The organism is Ferrimonas pelagia (assembly GCF_039543565.1).
Classification (GTDB): Bacteria; Pseudomonadota; Gammaproteobacteria; order Enterobacterales; family Shewanellaceae; genus Ferrimonas; species Ferrimonas pelagia.
This window is the reverse complement of record NZ_BAABJZ010000013.1, coordinates 33,353-51,279: the sequence shown is the minus strand read 5'-3', so window position 1 is coordinate 51,279 and position 17,927 is coordinate 33,353. Positions and strand designations below refer to the sequence as shown.

The 17,927-nt window shown below is 58.4% G+C and carries 17 protein-coding genes; 11 read left to right on the top strand and 6 right to left on the bottom strand.

Going from position 1 to position 17,927, the window contains the following annotated elements:
* Position 1: 1 nt before the first annotated feature.
* Both lysA and lptM read right to left on the bottom strand, forming a co-directional pair.
* Entirely contained in the window at positions 2-1,246 is a 1,245-nt protein-coding gene (lysA, locus tag ABEA08_RS05500) for a diaminopimelate decarboxylase (protein ID WP_345334097.1), read from the bottom strand.
* A gap of 27 nt (positions 1,247-1,273) precedes the next feature.
* Positions 1,274-1,429, bottom strand: coding sequence for an LPS translocon maturation chaperone LptM (gene lptM, locus ABEA08_RS05495; RefSeq protein ID WP_425557332.1), 156 nt, complete (start codon positions 1,427-1,429; stop codon positions 1,274-1,276).
* Positions 1,430-1,511: 82 nt separating this feature from the next.
* Between lptM and cyaY the strand changes: the two genes are divergently transcribed.
* Positions 1,512-1,829, top strand: a complete 318-nt coding sequence (cyaY, locus tag ABEA08_RS05490; protein ID WP_345334095.1) for an iron donor protein CyaY — start codon at positions 1,512-1,514, stop codon at positions 1,827-1,829.
* Between the two features lie 55 nt (positions 1,830-1,884).
* Here the strand turns inward: cyaY and moeB are convergent, their stop codons facing one another.
* Positions 1,885-2,634, bottom strand: coding sequence for a molybdopterin-synthase adenylyltransferase MoeB (gene moeB / locus ABEA08_RS05485; RefSeq protein WP_345334093.1), 750 nt, complete (start codon positions 2,632-2,634; stop codon positions 1,885-1,887).
* On the bottom strand, positions 2,634-3,860 hold the full coding sequence (gene moeA / locus ABEA08_RS05480) for a molybdopterin molybdotransferase MoeA (RefSeq protein ID WP_345334155.1): 1,227 nt from the start codon (positions 3,858-3,860) through the stop codon (positions 2,634-2,636). Before moeA ends, moeB begins: the two co-directional genes overlap by 1 nt.
* 231 nt (positions 3,861-4,091) lie before the next feature.
* Between moeA and ABEA08_RS05475 the strand changes: the two genes are divergently transcribed.
* From ABEA08_RS05475 to ABEA08_RS05465, 3 genes are all read left to right on the top strand, one after another.
* Complete coding sequence (locus ABEA08_RS05475; protein ID WP_345334091.1) at positions 4,092-4,757, top strand: 7-cyano-7-deazaguanine/7-aminomethyl-7-deazaguanine transporter; 666 nt, start codon at positions 4,092-4,094, stop codon at positions 4,755-4,757.
* A 152-nt stretch (positions 4,758-4,909) separates the two neighbouring features.
* The gene (locus ABEA08_RS05470; RefSeq protein ID WP_345334089.1) at positions 4,910-5,566 is read left to right on the top strand and encodes an HD domain-containing protein; all 657 of its coding nucleotides are present in this window, start codon (positions 4,910-4,912) and stop codon (positions 5,564-5,566) included.
* Positions 5,563-6,027, top strand: coding sequence for a GNAT family N-acetyltransferase (locus ABEA08_RS05465; RefSeq protein WP_345334087.1), 465 nt, complete (start codon positions 5,563-5,565; stop codon positions 6,025-6,027). Before ABEA08_RS05470 ends, ABEA08_RS05465 begins: the two co-directional genes overlap by 4 nt.
* A 150-nt stretch (positions 6,028-6,177) precedes the next feature.
* Here ABEA08_RS05465 and elbB read toward each other — a convergent pair whose 3' ends face one another.
* Positions 6,178-6,834, bottom strand: a complete 657-nt coding sequence (gene elbB / locus ABEA08_RS05460; protein WP_345334085.1) for an isoprenoid biosynthesis glyoxalase ElbB — start codon at positions 6,832-6,834, stop codon at positions 6,178-6,180.
* 607 nt (positions 6,835-7,441) lie between these two features.
* Between elbB and polA the strand changes: the two genes are divergently transcribed.
* On the top strand, positions 7,442-10,207 hold the full coding sequence (gene polA / locus ABEA08_RS05455; protein ID WP_345334083.1) for a DNA polymerase I: 2,766 nt from the start codon (positions 7,442-7,444) through the stop codon (positions 10,205-10,207).
* 423 nt (positions 10,208-10,630) lie between these two features.
* Here the strand turns inward: polA and yihA are convergent, their stop codons facing one another.
* Entirely contained in the window at positions 10,631-11,266 is a 636-nt protein-coding gene (gene yihA, locus ABEA08_RS05450; protein WP_345334081.1) for a ribosome biogenesis GTP-binding protein YihA/YsxC, read from the bottom strand.
* Positions 11,267-11,437: 171 nt separating this feature from the next.
* Here yihA and ABEA08_RS05445 point away from each other — a divergent pair, with 171 nt between their 5' ends.
* The 6 genes from ABEA08_RS05445 (at position 11,438) to ABEA08_RS05420 (ending at position 17,922) form a co-directional block, all read left to right on the top strand.
* The gene (locus tag ABEA08_RS05445) at positions 11,438-12,067 is read left to right on the top strand and encodes a c-type cytochrome (RefSeq protein WP_345334079.1); all 630 of its coding nucleotides are present in this window, start codon (positions 11,438-11,440) and stop codon (positions 12,065-12,067) included.
* A gap of 798 nt (positions 12,068-12,865) precedes the next feature.
* Positions 12,866-13,501, top strand: a complete 636-nt coding sequence (locus ABEA08_RS05440; RefSeq protein ID WP_345334077.1) for a class I SAM-dependent methyltransferase — start codon at positions 12,866-12,868, stop codon at positions 13,499-13,501.
* A 36-nt stretch (positions 13,502-13,537) separates the two neighbouring features.
* The gene (yihI, locus tag ABEA08_RS05435) at positions 13,538-14,068 is read left to right on the top strand and encodes a Der GTPase-activating protein YihI (RefSeq protein ID WP_345334075.1); all 531 of its coding nucleotides are present in this window, start codon (positions 13,538-13,540) and stop codon (positions 14,066-14,068) included.
* A 3-nt stretch (positions 14,069-14,071) separates the two neighbouring features.
* The gene (locus ABEA08_RS05430) at positions 14,072-14,521 is read left to right on the top strand and encodes a DUF2489 domain-containing protein (RefSeq protein WP_345334073.1); all 450 of its coding nucleotides are present in this window, start codon (positions 14,072-14,074) and stop codon (positions 14,519-14,521) included.
* Between the two features lie 181 nt (positions 14,522-14,702).
* A complete protein-coding gene (gene hemN, locus ABEA08_RS05425) occupies positions 14,703-16,073 on the top strand; it encodes an oxygen-independent coproporphyrinogen III oxidase (RefSeq protein ID WP_345334071.1) in 1,371 nt (456 codons plus the stop codon).
* Between the two features lie 130 nt (positions 16,074-16,203).
* Positions 16,204-17,922 (top strand): DUF885 domain-containing protein, encoded by a 1,719-nt coding sequence (locus ABEA08_RS05420; RefSeq protein WP_425557331.1) that lies wholly within the window; start codon positions 16,204-16,206, stop codon positions 17,920-17,922.
* Positions 17,923-17,927 lie beyond the last annotated feature (5 nt).

Genomic DNA, 17,927 nt, shown 5'->3' with positions numbered 1-17,927 from the left:
TTTACGGCAGAAGCCGTTCCCCTTGCCACAGTTGTTCTACCGTCTCACGCGCACGCACCAAATGCACCTCGTCGCCATCCACCAGCACCTCCGCCGCACGCGGCCGACTGTTGTAATTGGAGGACATGGTAAAGCCGTATGCCCCGGCGCTGCGCACCGCCAGCAGATCGCCCGGACTCAGCACCAACGCGCGATCCTTGCCGAGAAAATCCCCGGTTTCACACACCGGGCCGACCACATCGTAGCGACGGGCCGTGCCCTCGCGCGGGCTGACCGGGATGATGTTCTGCCAGGCGCTGTAGAGCGCCGGGCGCAGCAGATCGTTCATCGCCGCGTCGACGATGGCAAAATCCCTATCCTCACCGCGCTTGAGAAACTCCACTTGGGTGATCAGCACACCCGCATTGGCCATGATGGCGCGACCCGGCTCTAGGATCAGCGCAAGAGAGCGATCCCCCAGCCGCTCGCGCAGTGCTGCGGCGTACTCGGCCGGTAACGGCGGCTTCTCGTCATCGTAGTTAACGCCAAGGCCCCCCCCGACATCCAGATGAGACAGGGTGATCCCCTGCGCCGCTAAGCGATCGATCAACCCCAGCAAGCGCTCCAGCGCATCCAAAAACGGCGCCAGCTCGGTCAGTTGACTGCCGATATGGCAATCCACGCCCTTGATGTCCAGATGCGGCAGCGTGGCAGCGTACTGATAGACCGCCTCGGCCCGCTCCATGGCAATGCCAAACTTGTTCTGTTTCAGGCCTGTGGAGATATAAGGATGGGTGCCGGCATCGACATCGGGATTAACCCGAATGGAGATGGGCGCCTGACAGTCCAGCTGCTCGGCTACCTGGTGGATCCGATCCAGCTCCGGCTCGGACTCGACGTTAAAGCAGTGAATGCCCGCCTGCAGCGCCTGACGGATCTCCTCGCTGGTTTTGCCCACGCCGGAAAACACCACCTTGGCGGGATCGCCCCCCGCCGCCAACACCCGGGCCAGCTCGCCACCGGAGACGATATCAAAGCCACTGCCCAATCGAGCCAGTACATTGAGCACACCGAGGTTGGAGTTGGCCTTCACCGCATAGCAAATAAGATGGGGGTGTGCGCCCACCGCCTCATCGAACGCGCGATAGTGACGCTCGATGGTGGCCCGGGAATAGAGGTAACAAGGCGTGCCGTACTGGGCGGCGATCTCGGCCACCGCTACGCTCTCGGCGTACAGATGACCCTGTTGATAGGTGAAATGATCCAACGTCTGTCCTTATGTGTTGTCGCACGCTCACTCGGAGTCCGAGTCGTCCTTCTGCGTTTCTTGCTCATTTTGACTCTGCTCGGCCTGATTCTCTGCCGGGGCTTCCGGCAAGTACAGTGGGCCGGTTTGACCACAGCCAGCCAGGCCCAGGAAGAATAGGAGCAAAAGAGGGATCGGACGCATGGGGCTCCTTAACAGTGCCTATTTTTGTTTAGATGGCCGTATAATCGCCTCAAGCCCAGACAAATGCAAAAGAGACCCGGTTATGACCATGGACAGCAGCACTTATCATCAGTTGGCCGACGCCGCGATCGAGCGGATCACCGAAGTGATCGACGATTCCGAGCTGGAGTTGGATTACGATCAAGCCGGCAACGTGATCGAGATCGAGTGCATCGACGGCAGCCACATCATCTTGAACAAGCAGGAGCCACTGCACCAGCTGTGGCTGGCCACCAAGTTTGGCGGTTATCACTACAACTACGTCGACGGTCAGTGGATCTGCGATCGCAGCGGCAACGAGCTGTTTGCCTTCCTGTCCGAGTCCGTGGCCAAGCAAGGCGGCGAGCAGATCCGCTTTTAATGCCCTTCAGATAAAAAACGGGAAGCCTTAGGCTTCCCGTTTTTTTGCTACGCGCTCAGCCGCAGACCGGACAGCCCGGCCGCTTAGGCAGTTTCATCTCGCGAAACTCCATGGTCATGGCGTCGATCATCAAAATGCGACCGGACAGGGTCTTACCCATGCCCGACAGCTGTTTGACCGCCTCAGTGGCCTGCAAACAGCCCACCATGCCCACCACAGGGGCGAGAATGCCGGACTCGACGCAAGACAACTGCTGCTCGCCAAACAGGCTGGCGAAGCACTGGTAGCACGGCTTGTCATCCAAGTAATCAAATACCGTCACCAAGCCTTCCATGCGGATGGCGGCGGCGGAGATCAACGGGGTTTTATCGGCAAAGCAGAAGCGGTTGAGCTGCTCGCGGATCATCAGGTTATCGGTGCAGTCGAGCACAATATCGTGCGCTTGCACCTGCTCGGCCAGCTCGGGCTCATCCAGCAGACGGTCGATCACCGAGATCGCCACATGTGGGTTGAGTGACTTGAGCTCTTCCGCCGCGGACACCGCCTTGTTGACGCCGATACGGCTGTCGCGGTGTAGCACCTGACGCTGCAGGTTGGACAACTCGACGTGGTCAAAATCCACCAAGGTGATCGCGCCAATGCCTGCGGTCACCAGATATTGCGCGGCGGCACAGCCCAAGCCGCCCACACCGAGGATCAAGGCTTTGGACTGCTTCAGCGCCTCCTGCCCGTCCATATCGAACGCGCGAATGACGATCTGGCGGTTGTAGCGCATCAGTTCGGGATCGGAAAGAATGTCTTCCATCACAGGCCCCCGCCCAGGTTGCCATTCAGGCTGGCGTTAAAGGGCTCAACCGTGACCACAGCGCCCGCGTCCAGATCGCCGCATTGCCTTGGCAATACGATGTAGCAGTTGGCGCGGCTCATCGAGGTGGTCATGTCCGAGCCCTGCGCGCCGGTGGTGCTGACGATCAGCTCGCCCTCGGCATTCTTACCGAGCACACCGCGCTGGTACTCCTGTCGGCCCGGGCCTTTGCGCAACCCGTGCTGCAGCGTCGCCTTGAGGGTCAAGGCTGGCGCGCGCTGTTCACCGCCCAGGTGCGCCAGCAGTGGCGTCACCAGCTGGTAGCAGGTCACCATGGAGGAGACTGGGTTGCCCGGCAGGCCGCAGAACCAAGAATTGGGCAACTTGCCAAAGGCAAACGGCTTGCCCGGCTTGATCGCCAGCTTCCAGAAATTGACCTGGCCCAGCTCATCCAGTACCAACTTGATGTAATCCGCTTCACCGACCGAAACGCCGCCGGAGGTGACCACCACATCGGCTTCGGCATCGGCCTTGGCAAACGCGGCCCGGATCTGATCCAGATCGTCCGGGATCACGCCCAGATCCAGTACCTCACAGTGCAGGGTTTGCAGCATGGTACGCAGCGCGTGGCGGTTGGAGTCATAGATCTCCCCCGGTTTGAGCTCGGTACCCGGCGCCTTAAGCTCATCGCCAGTGGAAAACAGCGCCACCTTGATGCGGGGATACACAGGTACCTGCCCTACGCCGACGGTGGCCAACACGCCGACTTCCGCCGCGCCGATACGGGTGCCGGCGCTCAGCACTTGAGTGCCCGCCTTCAGCTCGCTACCGCGGCCGCGAACAAACGCCTCGTGACGCACCGCCTCAGAGAATGTCGCGGTCTCACCGTCACTCTCCACCACTTCCTGCATCACAATGCTGTCCAGCCCTTCCGGCAACAGCGCACCGGTCATAATGCGCACGCATTCGCCGGGACCGCACTCGCCCTCAAACGGCACACCGGCGAAGGCTTTGCCGGCGATGGGCATCTGCGTGCCCGCCGCCACCTCAACGCTGCGCACCGCATATCCGTCCATGGCGGAGTTGGCAAACAGAGGCAGATCCAAAGTGGACTCGATGTCCTGGGCCAATACCCGGCCTGCGGCCTGCTCCAGCGCCACCCACTCCAATGTGGAGAACGGCACCACGGCGGCCCGGATCTTTTCCAACGCCTGCTCAGGCAACATCAGCCCAGGTTGGCTGCAGCAATCTTGACTCACTTTGACGATCCTTTTTGAGCGAATATTGGAGCTAATTATGCCACTCCCTGAGCAGATTGAGAGGCGATGGATCACGAAAGCCTTGCATTGCTCTCATCGCTGCCTATAATTCCGCCCTCTTTTTGGCCAATGCACGCGCCAAAAGAACCAAATCAGTCGTACGGGTTCCCTCACCCCGAACATCAAAAAGGTGACAACATGCTTCAATTGAGTGCGGCGCAGATCAAGCGCGCCCTGCTGATCCTGATCAGCTTCCACATTGCCGTTATTGCGGCGTCGAACTACCTGGTACAGCTGCCGTTTCAGCTGTTTGGCTACCACACCACCTGGGGTGCCTTTACCTTTCCCTTCGTCTATCTGGCGACCGATCTGACGGTGCGGATCTTCGGTGCCCAAGCGGCCCGACGCATTATCTTTGGTGCCATGATCCCGGCATTGATCCTGTCCTACCTGATCTCCGTACTTTGGTATCAAGGTGAATATCAGGGCCTATCCGGCCTGGGCGAGTTCAACAGCTTTGTCGGCCGTATCGCCTTGGCCAGCTTCACCGCCTATCTGGTGGGCCAGCTGATGGACATCAAGGTCTTTGCCAAACTGCGTAAGCAAGCGGCTTGGTGGGTCGCTCCGGCGGGATCCACCGTGGTCGGCAACCTGGTGGACACCGTGGTGTTCTTCTCCATCGCCTTCTACGCCAGCGCCGATCCCTTTATGGCGGAGCACTGGGTCGAGATCGCCACCGTCGATTACGGCTTTAAACTGGCCATCAGCCTGCTGCTGTTCCTGCCAGCCTATGGCGTCCTGCTTAAGCTGCTGAGCGATAGCATCTTGCGCGGCACGGCGCAGCGCCAGACCCAGCTCGGCTGATCCCGGAGGGAGATCGCCGACGCACACCCAGCGCTGTTCGCCCCCCGCGAACAGCGCTTTTTTATTACCCGATACCGGCCCAAGCCGTCTTGAAATGGCAAAGCGGCGGAGTAAAATCGGCCGCCTAACTATACGCAGTATCAGGATCTGGCATGACCCAACCGTTTGTATTCGATCAGTCTTGGCAACAACGATGCCGTCAATGGGCACAAGCCGCCGGCAGCGATGGCGCGCACAACCTGGCACACATCGAGCGGGTAGTGGCCGCCGCCGAGCAGCTGGCCATCAGCGAAAATGCCGAACTGGCCGTCGTCCTGCCGGCCGCCTGGTTGCACGATGTGGTGCTGATCGACAAGCGCGATCCGCGCCGCAGTCAGGCCTCGGTGCTGGCCGCTGACAAAGCGATCGAGCTGCTGCGTGAGTACGGCTACCCAGAGCAATATATCGACGCCATCCACCACGCCATCGCCGCTCACAGCTGGTCGGCGGGGATCGCCACCGAGACGTTAGAGGCCAAGATCGTACAGGACGCCGACCGGCTCGATGCCATCGGCGCCATCGGCCTCGCCCGCTGCCTGATGCTGGGTGGCCAGTTCGGCAATGAGCTGTATCACAGCGACGATCCCTTCGCCGAGCAGCGCGAACTGGATGACTCGACCTATTGCCTGGATCACTTCTACGTCAAGCTGCAACACCTGCCCGGCCAACTGAGCACCGACGCCGGCAAGGCGGAAGGACAGCGCCGCTGGGCCTATATTGAAACCTTTATGGCCACCCTAAAAGGCGAGTTGGGGCTGAGATCCGCATGAAGACCAAGGTGACACAAGTGCAATGGCGATTGGGCAGCATGGAAGAAGTGGTGGCGCTGAGCCAGCAGGTGCCGGAGTTCGATCAGCCCTATGGCCTTGGCGTTTACCAACAGCGATTGGCGGGTGTGGCACACCGCATCTTGATCGCCCAGTTGGGCGATCAGGCCATTGGCTTTAACGTCAGTTACGCCCGCTCTGCGCAGGAACTTTACGTCTGGATGGTGGGCACCCTGCCAGAGTTTCGCACTCTGGGCAGCACCCAACGGCTATTGGATCAACAGATGCAATGGGGCCGAGCCCATGGCTATCAGCGCCTCAGCGTCAAAAGCCGCAACCGTTATCCGGCCATGCTGCACTTGCTGCTGAGCAATGGCTTTCACATCATCGACTGTGAAGCCAAAGGCGATACCTCGCTGGATCACCGCATCCATTTTTCCAAGCCGATAACACACGCCGAATAAAAATATTGGCCAAAAACTTGCCAATGCAAATGATATTGATTATCGTTTATTTGCGTTCCAATGGGACGGGATGCTCACTCCCGTCTTGACGCACATTGCTCACACAATTTAGGCCAGCGCCGTGCTGGCCATTTTTTTGCCCGAAACCCGTTAGTCGATCCACTCCAACACCCGAGTCACCAACGCATTAATGCTGGCCTCCGCCTCAAGCAGATTACCCGCCAACATATAGGCTGGAGAGGAGACGATCTTGCGGGCCTCATCCACGGCGATCTGATCCACCGGACACGACCGATGCTCACCGCCCATCAGGTTAAAGGCCTGAGCGGTTTCCCCATCCGTGCCTATGGTGCCTTTCACCCCTTTGCCAGCGATCTTCGGCAACATGATGGGGGCAATACACAGATAGCCACTGGGTTTGCCCGCCTCAATAAACTGGCGGGCCGCCAGCATCATATCGTCCGCCACTTGGCATTCCGTGCCCGCCACAGCAAAGTCACACAGATTTTTCGCGGCACCAAAGCCGCCGGGCAAGATCAGCCCATCAAACTCGGTCGCATCCAATGCCGATAATGGCAGGATCTCGCCACGGGCAATGCGCGCCGCTTCCACCAGGATATTACGGGTGTCGTCCGCTTCCACTTCGCCGGTCAGATGGTTCACAACGTGCATCTGCGGCCGATCCGGCGCAAAGCACTGCACCTGAGCACCGGCTCGCGCCAGTGCCAGTAGGGTCAGTACCGCCTCATGGATCTCACTGCCATCAAACACCCCGCTACCGCTGAGGATCACTGCGATCTTTTTCATCTTGCCTCTCCTTTGCTTTGTGGCACCGCTAACATCGCGAGCCGTTCCCTGTTAGATCTTCGAGTTGAAGGCCACAGTCCTTTCCTACTGGGCTGTGATAGGCACTGTAGCGCGCCCGACACAAAACCAGCAAACAGGAAAAAACACACCAATTAACCGCTCGATACGACGACATACAGCCATGCTGACAACACGAGGTTGTCAGCATGGATCTTTGATTTAACATTTTTTTCGAGTGGGGGTAGATCCGCTGCTTTTTTGTGCTAAATTACTCGTCGTACATCGGGAAGGAGCCTGATGCAGTAACGCCCTTTCTCTAGCTCACAGCTTCATGGACGAGATCAGCTATCCACACTGAGCCGACCCAATAACGCAACGCCATGTAATCGATACAAGATCTCGCGTAGGCCCCGTCCTTTATAGCTTTGCTCGATTTGCAATGATCCAGATCACGGATCTTGCCTAGGTTGTCCACAGTCTTTGTGCACAAAGTTATCCACAGCTTAATTGCTGCGCTCTTTGCTGTGCGTAACTCAGTGAGACGCTGGCAATTCGGCGCAGCAACGTGGCATCCTACTCACCTGACTTATCAACCCAATTTGGCCCCATGTCCCAGTCCGAAAAGAAACCGCTGATCCTGGTCGACGGCTCATCCTATCTGTATCGCGCCTACCATGCGCCACCGCACCTGACCAACTCAAAAGGCGAGCCTACTGGCGCCGTATACGGCGTGGTCAACATGCTGCGCAGCTTGTTGCGCCAGTATGATCCCACCCATATGGCGGTCGTGTTCGACGCCAAGGGCAAGACCTTTCGTGACGAGATCTACCCGGAATATAAGGCGCAGCGCCCCTCCATGCCGGACGATCTGCGCAGTCAGATCGAGCCCCTACACGCCATTATCCAGGCGCTCGGTTTACCGATGATCGTCAAAAGCGGGGTCGAAGCCGATGACGTGATCGGCACCCTGGCGGTACAAGGCGAAAAAGCCGGCTTTGATGTGCTGATCAGCACCGGTGATAAAGACATGGCGCAGTTGGTAACCGACAAGGTCACCCTGGTCAATACCATGACCGACACCACGCTGGATCCGGCGGGCGTCAAAGAGAAATTTGGCGTCGGCCCCGAGCTGATCATCGATCTGCTCGCCATGATGGGCGATAAGGTCGATAACATTCCCGGCCTCCCTGGCGTCGGAGAAAAGACCGCATTGGCCATGCTGCAAGGCATTGGCAGCCTGGAAGCCATCTATCAAGACATCGATGCGGTAGTGCCACTGGGCTTTCGCGGCAGCAAAACCATGCCCAAGAAGCTGGCTGAAAACAAAGATGCGGCGTTCCTCTCCTACGAGCTGGCCACCATCAAACTGGATGTCGAGTTGGATGAGGGCCCGAACGATCTGGCCATGCGGGAGATCGATCGTGACGCGCTGGCCAAGCTGTACGGCGAGATGGAGTTCCGCCGCTGGCTCAACGAAGTACTGGATGGCGGCGATGTGTTGCCCAAGGGCAACGGCACCGCATCGAGCGACGCCACACCTGCGGCGAGCACCCGTGCTCAGGTGCAGACCGAGCATGAGTTGATCCTCACCGAAGCGCAGCTCGATAGCTGGCTGGAAAAACTCAAAGGCGCCGAGCTATTTGCCATTGATACCGAAACCACCAGCCTGGATTACATGGCCGCCGAGTTGGTCGGGCTGTCCTTTGCTGTCGAGCCGGGCAAAGCTGCGTACCTGCCGGTCGCCCATGACTACGAAGGCGCACCAGTGCAGCTGAACCGTGAGCGGGTGTTGGCTAAGTTCAAGCCGCTGCTGGAAGATGCGAATGCCAAAAAGGTCGGTCAGAACCTCAAATACGACATGTCGGTGCTGGCCAATTACGGCATCGAGCTGCGTGGCATCGCCTTTGATACCATGCTGGAGTCCTACTGCTTCAACTCCACCGCGGGTAAGCACAATATGGACGATCTGGCACTGAAATACCTCGGCCACAAGACCGTCCATTTCGAAGAGATCGCCGGCAAGGGCGCCAAACAGAAGACCTTCAACCAGATCCCTCTGGAGCAGGCCGCCCCGTACGCGGCGGAAGACGCCGACATTACCCTGCGTCTGCACCAACACCTGTTGCCACGACTGGAAGAGGTGGAAGGCCCGGCACGGATCTTCCGTGAGATCGAGCTGCCACTGGTGCCGATCATGTCGCAGATGGAGCGCAACGGCGTGCTGCTGGACAGCGACATGCTGCATCAGCAAAGCAGCGAGATCGCCGGAAAGTTGGAGCAACTGGAACGGGAAGCCCATGACATTGCGGGTGAAGTGTTCAATCTGGCCTCCACCAAGCAGCTGCAGACCATCCTGTTTGAAAAGCTGTCCTGCCCGGTGATCAAGAAAACCCCGAAAGGTGCGCCTTCCACCGCCGAGGAGGTACTGCAGGAGCTGGCGCTGGATTACCCGTTGCCCAAGCTCATTCTGGAACACCGCAGCCTGGCCAAGCTGAAAAACACCTACACCGACAAACTGCCGCAACTGGTCAAGGCCAATGGCCGGGTGCACACCTCTTATCATCAGGCCGTGACCGCCACCGGGCGCTTGTCCAGCTCCGATCCCAACCTGCAGAACATTCCCATCCGCAGCGAAGAGGGCCGCCGTATCCGTCAGGCCTTTATTGCCCCCGAGGGCAGCAAACTGCTGGCCATCGATTACTCGCAAATTGAACTGCGGATCATGGCCCATCTATCGCAAGACAAGGGCCTGCTGGAAGCGTTTGCCGCTGGCAAAGACATTCACCGCGCGACCGCAGCCGAAGTGTTCAGCACCCCGTTTGATGACGTCACCACAGAGCAGCGGCGCCGGGCCAAAGCGGTTAACTTCGGTTTGATCTACGGCATGTCCGCCTTTGGTCTGGCCAAGCAGTTGCACATCCCCCGCGGCGAAGCTCAGGACTACATCAACACCTATTTCGACCGTTACCCGGGCGTGCAGGACTACATGGATCGCACCCGCGAGCAGGCCCACGCCGATCAGTACGTCGAGACCCTGTTTGGCCGTCGCCTGCACCTGCCGGAGATCAACGCCCGCAACAAAATGCGCCAGCAAGCGGCCGAACGCACCGCCATCAACGCCCCGATGCAAGGCACCGCATCGGACATCATCAAGAAAGCCATGCTCAGCGTGGCCGATTACCTGGCCAAGCAGCCGATCGATGAGATCAAGCTGCTGATGCAGGTGCACGATGAATTGGTGTTTGAAGTCAAGGCGTCTGACGTCGAGAAACATCAAGACGCGTTGTGCCAGCTAATGGAGCAGGCCGCGACATTGGACGTGCCGCTGATCGCCGACGCCGGGATCGGCGACAACTGGGATCAAGCCCACTGAGCGAGATCGCTCCGCACAATTGAATGACGGTCACACCCAGGCGAGGGGCCTACCCTCGCTCTTTTGTGATGCTCAACACAAAATAAACAATCCACTAGTGAAGACACTTTCCCTACCAACAAGGCAACGCTATGCTAGCTCGGTAGGGTACAGAGGTAAGATGTTCTATCTTTCAAACCTGTTTTGATTGTCCATTGGGCAATCGCCAAAATTTGGCACCCCGGCGATGTTTATCGTCGGGGTTTTTTGTGCCTTTTTTTGACTCAAGCATAGAGCAATTGCTTTAAAGTGTGCGATTTCTGAGCTATGATGATCCCACGTTTTCAATCCTGACGATTGAAGCGTCTTGTTATCGTTTATTGAAAGCCGTTTCTCAGAATACGCTTTATCCGGTGCCCCATTTAGGACACCGGTTTTTTTTGCTCACAAAACGACGAGCTGCTCGTCGTCATGACGGCGGAACCAGCCATTCAGTACGTTTAGGGCTGGCTCTCGGCCCGTGCCTTTCAGCGACGAAAACAGCTGCACCACGATCTCGCCATCCAGCTCTTCCGCCAGACGCGCCTTCACCGTGCGCAGGGTTTTCTGCTTCTCCGCCTGCTTCAACTTGTCGGCTTTGGTCAGTAACACCAATACCGGCATCTGCGCCGCCACACCCCAGCGGATCATATTAAAGTCCAGATCCTTCAATGGGTGGCGGATGTCCATCAAGACCACCAAACCTTTTAAGCAACGGCGCTCTTCCAGGTACTGTGCCAGCTTCTCCTGCCAAGCCAGCTTCATCTCCAGCGGCACCTTAGCAAAGCCGTAGCCGGGCAGATCGATCAGCCGTTTGTCATCCGTCAGACGAAAAACGTTGATCAGCTGAGTGCGGCCGGGACGCTTACTGATGTGGGCCAGACCGCGATGATCGGTCAGGGTATTCAGAGCACTGGACTTACCGGCATTGGAGCGACCGGCAAACGCGATCTCCATGCCGATATCTTCCGGCAGATGGGTAATGTCCGGTGCACTGGTCACAAATTGCGCTAGGCGAAAATCAATATGTTGTTCTGTCACGTAAGTCTCCGTGAGGTCAAGGCTCAACGAGCGTGGTTCAGCTCACAAAACACACTAACTCTTAGATCTGGCTCTGGTTTCGTGTAAAATGCTCGCAGCATGCTCCCTCCATTTTAACAGGCGAGCGATGCGGCAGGGAAAGAAACGCTAAAGAAGAAAAGTTGGAACGTCATGAAAAAGTATGCTGTTGCCCTCGCTATTCTGTCCACATTGTCCACTGCAGCGTTCGCCGAAGGCGATCCGGTTGCGGGCCAAGCCAAAGCGGCGACGTGTCTCGCCTGCCATGGCATGGACGGAAACAGCCAGATCGATCTCTATCCTAAAATCGCCGGTCAGCATCAGGATTACCTGATCAAGCAGATCACCGAATTCAAACTCGCCGGACAAACCGGCGGCGCCGAAGGTCGCCACGATCCCGTAATGAGCGGTATGGCCATGATGTTGGCGAGTGAGCAAGACATCACAGATGTCGCCGCCTTTTATGCCAGCCAAACCATCAGTCCAGGTAAACCCGCCAGTGCCGAGGCGCAGGCACAAGGCCAAGCACTGTATCTGGGTGGCGATCCAAAGCGCCAGATCACCGCTTGTGTCGCCTGTCACGGTACCGACGGTAGCGGCATGAGTCTGGCCGGCTATCCCGCCCTCGCCAGCCAACACACCGGCTACCTCAAGGCCCAAATGGAAAAATTCCGCAGTGGCGCACGCCACAATGACCTCAATGGCATGATGAGCGACGTCGCCGCCAAACTCAGTGATGACGACATCGCTGTGCTGGCGGAATACATCAGCAGCATGCCGTAACCGTCGTAACGCTGCGCGAGCACGGGCCCTCAAGGGCCCGTTTTTTATGCCAGCAATACCGAGTTCTCAGCTTAAACACGCTACCTCGCTCCCCACCAACAAAATAAGTCACCAGCGCAACCTATTTGATACCAGTCACAAGCCAGAGTCGGTGTAAGACATTCACCCCCATACCCCACAGAGATCATCAAAACGAAACGTCAAAGACCCACACAATACTCATTTAAATCAACAGCTTGTTGATTTAACAATTATTTTTGACGCAATTCTCGCGGTTAAAAAAGTTGCGATCCAGCTCAAGTTGAGTAGAGTGGGCGTCGAACAGGAGTTGGCCACGGAGATGGACTTGCCGTTGGCAGTATGGAGCACGCACAGGATGTGTGTATTCGCACCGGAAGCCATCCTGGACGGATCAGACAGGCCGGAGAGCTTGATCCCATGGATATGGGAACCACATGGATGGTTACTCTCGTCAGGAAGACGGTCGCCACTAGGACAGTGGTCATTATGGTTATGGAAAACCATCAAAGGACGACTAACAAAGCGTCAAGGTTGACCTATAACAACAAAAGATAGGCATGGAAGCGCTGCAAAGAAAAGGGAACAGACCGGGAACGTCACTGAGCAAGAACGGAACTCTTGGTTAGCAAATAGAAAGGTGTGTCCATTGGCACCCAATAGGCGACAGGACATCCTGTCGCCTTTTTTATTGTCTGTTTTTCCGTTGCGATCGCCGCCCGCCACCCAAGCCAGCAAATTGGGTATACTGTGCTCTCGACCGACGTGCCAGGAAGATCCATGCTTTGCCCCTTGTGCCAGCACCCTCAATCCCACCATTACCATCAGGATAAACGCCGCCACTACTTTCAGTGCCAGCAGTGCCAGCTAGTGTTCGTTGATCCCTCAGCCTTGCTGCCCGCCAATGCCGAAAAGCAGATCTACGATCAACACCAGAACAGTCCGACCGATCAAGGCTACCGCCGCTTTCTGTCGCGCCTGGCGGATCCGCTATTGGCCCGCCTGCCCGAGGGCAGTGATGGATTGGATTTTGGTTGTGGTCCAGGGCCGGTGCTGGCCAGCATGCTGGAGCAGGCCGGCCACCGCATGGCGCTGTACGACATCTACTATCAGCCCGATCGCACCCCGCTAAGACGCCAGTACGATTTCGTCACTTGCACCGAAGCGATCGAGCACTTCTACCGGCCCGGTCGTGAATGGCAGCTGCTGATGAGTCTGCTCAAACCCGGCGGCACCCTGGGTCTAATGACCAAGATGGTGCGTAATGCCAACGCCTTTGCGCAATGGCACTACAAAAACGATCCCACCCACGTGTGCTTTTTCAGCCCGGCGACCTTCCGTTTCCTGGCTCGCCAACAAGGTTTAACGGTGGAATTTCACGGCAGCGACGTCATTCTGCTGCAAAAACCGGCATAATCTGGTATAAACGCCGGCCCTAATGGAGGCAGACCCATGACCCGAGCAAAGAAATCCCGCAAAGTGAACAGCAATGGCCCAGCACGGCCAGCGCGGGAAAAGAAACAAGAGAAGATCGCCACCAAGAAGCGTGGCAAAGGCCAAATGGCCGGCAATCGCCATAGCAGCAAGGCCGTACAACAAGGCAATCCAGACGCCGCCGCCAAAGATCCGCGTCTGGGCAGCAAAAAGCCGATCGCCCTGACGGTCGCCAGCGCCGCACCGGCCAAGCCAAAGACACTGGCACCGGAAAAGGAGCTGGCCAAACTGGAGAACGATCCACGCCTGCATACCTTATTGGAGCGCGTTGAAGACGGTGAGGTCTTGGCCCAACACGACCAGTTCTGGCTCGACAGCAGTCTGGCCCGCATTGCCGTCTTGATGGATCAGCTGGGGATCGAAGATCACGACGAGGACGACGCCATCGAGTCCGCGCCTATGCCAGCCCCGGCCGCCCAAAGCGACGAGGATGCCTTACTGGACGCATTCAATCAGGGCGAAGATCTGCTCGACCAATTCAAGGACTAAGGCATGACAGTACAGGGAAGTATGGTGCTCTTGGCGGGCCTGATCATTGCGGTGCTCACTGGCTATGCCGCGTACTTGCTGTGGCAGCTGCGTCAGCAGCGTTTGGCCCAACAACGCGCCGAGCAAATGCGTCACAGCGAACTGCAAGCTCAGATCCAGCTGATCGCCAAAGCCTGTCACCAACAGCAATGTGAGCCCGCCGAAGGGGCTCTGCGTCTGGTCAATCTACTGCGCGGCCTGCCGGGCAGCCATCCGGATCAATGGCGTCAGCGCTTTCCCGCGCTGCACGCCCTGTATGATCAGATCGCAGAGCAGCCGATCCTCAGCGCCCGCAAAGCCCTGCAGCGTCAGGAGCGCATGCGACTCGATCTCGAGCTGGCTCGAGCCCAACAGCAGTTGGGCCCAGCCATGTCGGCCGATCTCGCTCGTCTGGCCGACGGCCAGCTAACGTAAGCTGCTCAGGATCCCCCCCTTTCTCCCTCAAACGGCACCTTCTCGGTGCCGTTTTTTATATCAGCAAAATGTTGAAGGGGATCGCACCCACGCAACATTGCGGTAAAATCACGCTCAACAACGCTAGGATCCGCCAACAAAAGCGGCATAATGCCAACAGATTGGATTATGGAGTGACAACGTGCAGGATAAGATCAGCTGGAACCAGGCCCTCATTGAGAAATACAACTACTCGGGGCCACGCTACACCTCCTACCCCACGGCGGTGGAGTTTCACCCGGGGTTCACCGACGCCCAACTAGTGAGCGCCATCCAAGGCTCTGACAAGCAGCATCTGTCGCTGTATCTCCACATCCCCTTCTGTCACAAGCTGTGCTACTACTGTGGCTGCAACAAGATCATCACCCGCCACGCCCACAAGGCCGATCAATACCTCGACTACCTCGAGCGCGAGATCCTAGCTCAGGCACCGCGTTTTGCTGACTACCTGGTGACCCAGATGCACTGGGGGGGTGGCACCCCAACCTTCCTCAACGACGAGCAGATCCGCCGCCTGACGGCACTGCTCAAGCAGCATTTCCATTTCGCCGACGAAGGCGAATTCTCCATCGAGATCGATCCCCGTGAGATCGAGCTGACCACCCTCGACGTGCTCAAAGAGGTGGGCTTTAACCGGATCTCCGTTGGGGTACAGGACTTCGATAAGCAGGTGCAGGCCGCGGTCAACCGCGAGCAAGATGAGCAGTTCATCTTTGACCTGATCCAAACCGCCCGCGACAAAGGCTTCCGCTCGACCAATGTCGATCTGATCTACGGCCTGCCGCACCAGACACCGGAAAGCTTCCAAAAGACGCTGGAGCGGATCAAAGAGCTCAGCCCCGACCGGCTCAGCGTCTTCAACTACGCCCACCTGCCCCACCGATTTGCCGCCCAGCGTAAGATCCACGACGACGATCTGCCCAGCCCGGCGCAAAAACTGAAGATCCTGGAAAACAGCATCAACACCCTGGTCGACGCCGGCTATCAGTTTATTGGCATGGATCACTTCGCCAAGCCCGACGACGAGTTGGCCAAGCTGCAGCGCGCCGGCAAGCTGCATCGCAACTTCCAGGGCTACACCACCCAACCGGATGCGGATCTGCTCGGTTTGGGGGCCTCCGCCATCTCCAGCATCGGCAACGCCTATGCCCAAAATGCCGTGGCACTCAAAGACTACTACCAGACCATGGACGAGAACGGCACCGCTTTGCTGAAAGGCTGCACCCTGGAGCAAGACGACTTCATCCGACGCGCAGTGATCAAGCAGCTGATCTGCCACTTCGAGTTGGATAAAACCGTGATCGAGCAGGACTGGGATCTGGTGTTCGACGATTACTTCAGCGAAGATATCGCCCTGCTGGCCCCCTTCATCGAAGATGGACTGGTCGAGCATGAAGGCGACATCATCCGCGTCACCGATCAGGGCAACCTGCTGATCCGCAACATCTGCATGTGCTTCGATCGCTACTTCCGCGATAAAGCCCGCCAACAGCAGTTCAGCCGCGTGATCTAACCCAAGCCAGCATGGGCGCCCCTCGCCCAGCACTACGCCGCCACGGATACCGAGCCGTGGCGGCGTTTTTTTGTCCGGCCCGACACGCTACACTGGTCCCGCCCAAAACAGTGAGCCCCAAGGATGAGGTATGAGACTGATTTTCATCGCCCTGATCGCGATGCTCGGTGCCTGCAGCAGCAGCCCGCTCCCCAACGCCAGTGACACCCTGCAACAACTGATGGATCAGGCCTGGCAGTACCGACTTGAGCGCAACCCGCAACTGGCGCAGCGCTTTGGCGATACTCAAGCCGCCAGCCAACTGGCCGATCTCAGTCCCGCCACACTGGCGGCGCAGCACCAGCAAGATCTCGCCCTGCTGCGTCAGGCCGAGGCGATCGCCCCTGAGCAACTCAACCCCACCGAGCGGGCCGATCTCGCCATCCTGCGCTATCAGCTCCACAACCGCATCGATGGCTATCGCTATGGCGCCCATACCATGCCGATCACCGCAGAGAGCGGCTTCCACGCCTACATTGCCGCGATCGCCCGAGGCAACACACTGGACGATCCCGCCGCGCAGCAAGCCTACCTGCGCCGCCTCGAAGCCCTGCCGCGCTATTTCGACCAGCAGATGTACTGGATGCGACAAGGCCTGCAAAGCGGCCATACCGTGCCTCAGGCGGTGCTGACCGGCTTCGAGCACAGTATCAGTGCCTTCATCACCGAGCCGGAGCAAAGCCTCTACTATGCGCCCTTGGCAGCACTGGACGACGCCGCAGCGCAACAGCAGGGGTTACAGCTGATCCGCCAAGGCGTGATCCCCGCCTATCAGCGCTTCTACGATTTCTTCGTCAATGAATATCGACCCGGCGCCCGCAGCAGCATCGCCGCCCACGCCCTGCCCGAAGGCGAAGCCTTCTACGCCAATCGCGTCCAGCACTACACCACCCTGCCCATGAGCGCCGAGCAGGTGCACCAACTCGGCCTCACCGAGGTAGCCCGGATCCGCGCCGAGATGGAGCAGGTGATCCAGCAACAGGACTTTACCGGCAGCTTCGCCGACTTCCTCACCTTCCTACGCACCGATCCGCAGTTCTACGCCGAGACTCCAGAGCAACTGCTGCGCTACGCCGCTCGTCTGGCCAAACAAGCCGATGCCATGCTGCCGCAATTCTTTGCCACCCTGCCCCGCACCCCTTATGGCATCAAGCCCGTACCGGCCGAGATCGCCCCCAAGTACACCACCGGCCGCTATGCCGGCCCCAGTGACGATGACCAACCCGGCTACTACTGGGTCAACACCTACGCCCTGGACAAGCGCCCGCTGTATGAGATGGAGGCACTGACCCTGCACGAAGCCGTGCCCGGCCACCACCTACAGATCGCCCTCAGCCAGGAGATGGCACTGCACCCCCTGCGCCGCTTTAGCTACATCAGTGCGTTTGGCGAAGGCTGGGGTCTCTATGCCGAGAAGCTCGGCCTCGAGGGTGGCTTCTATACCGATCCCTACAGCAACTTCGGCCGTTTAACCTATGAGATGTGGCGCGCCTGCCGTCTGGTGGTGGACACCGGCATGCACGCCAAAGGCTGGAGCCGCCAGCAAGCCGTCGACTTCCTCGCCGACAACACCGCACTGTCGCTGCACAACGTGGGCACCGAGATCGATCGCTACATCGCTTGGCCCGGACAGGCACTGTCCTATAAGATCGGCGAACTTACCCTGTGGCGTCTGCGCGAGCAAGCCGAAACCGCCCTGGGTGATCGCTTCGATCTGCGCCAATTCCACGATCAACTGCTGCTGGCCGGCAGCGTACCACTGACCGAGCTGGAGCTGCGGATCCAAAGCTGGATCGCGCAACAAGGCTAATCAAG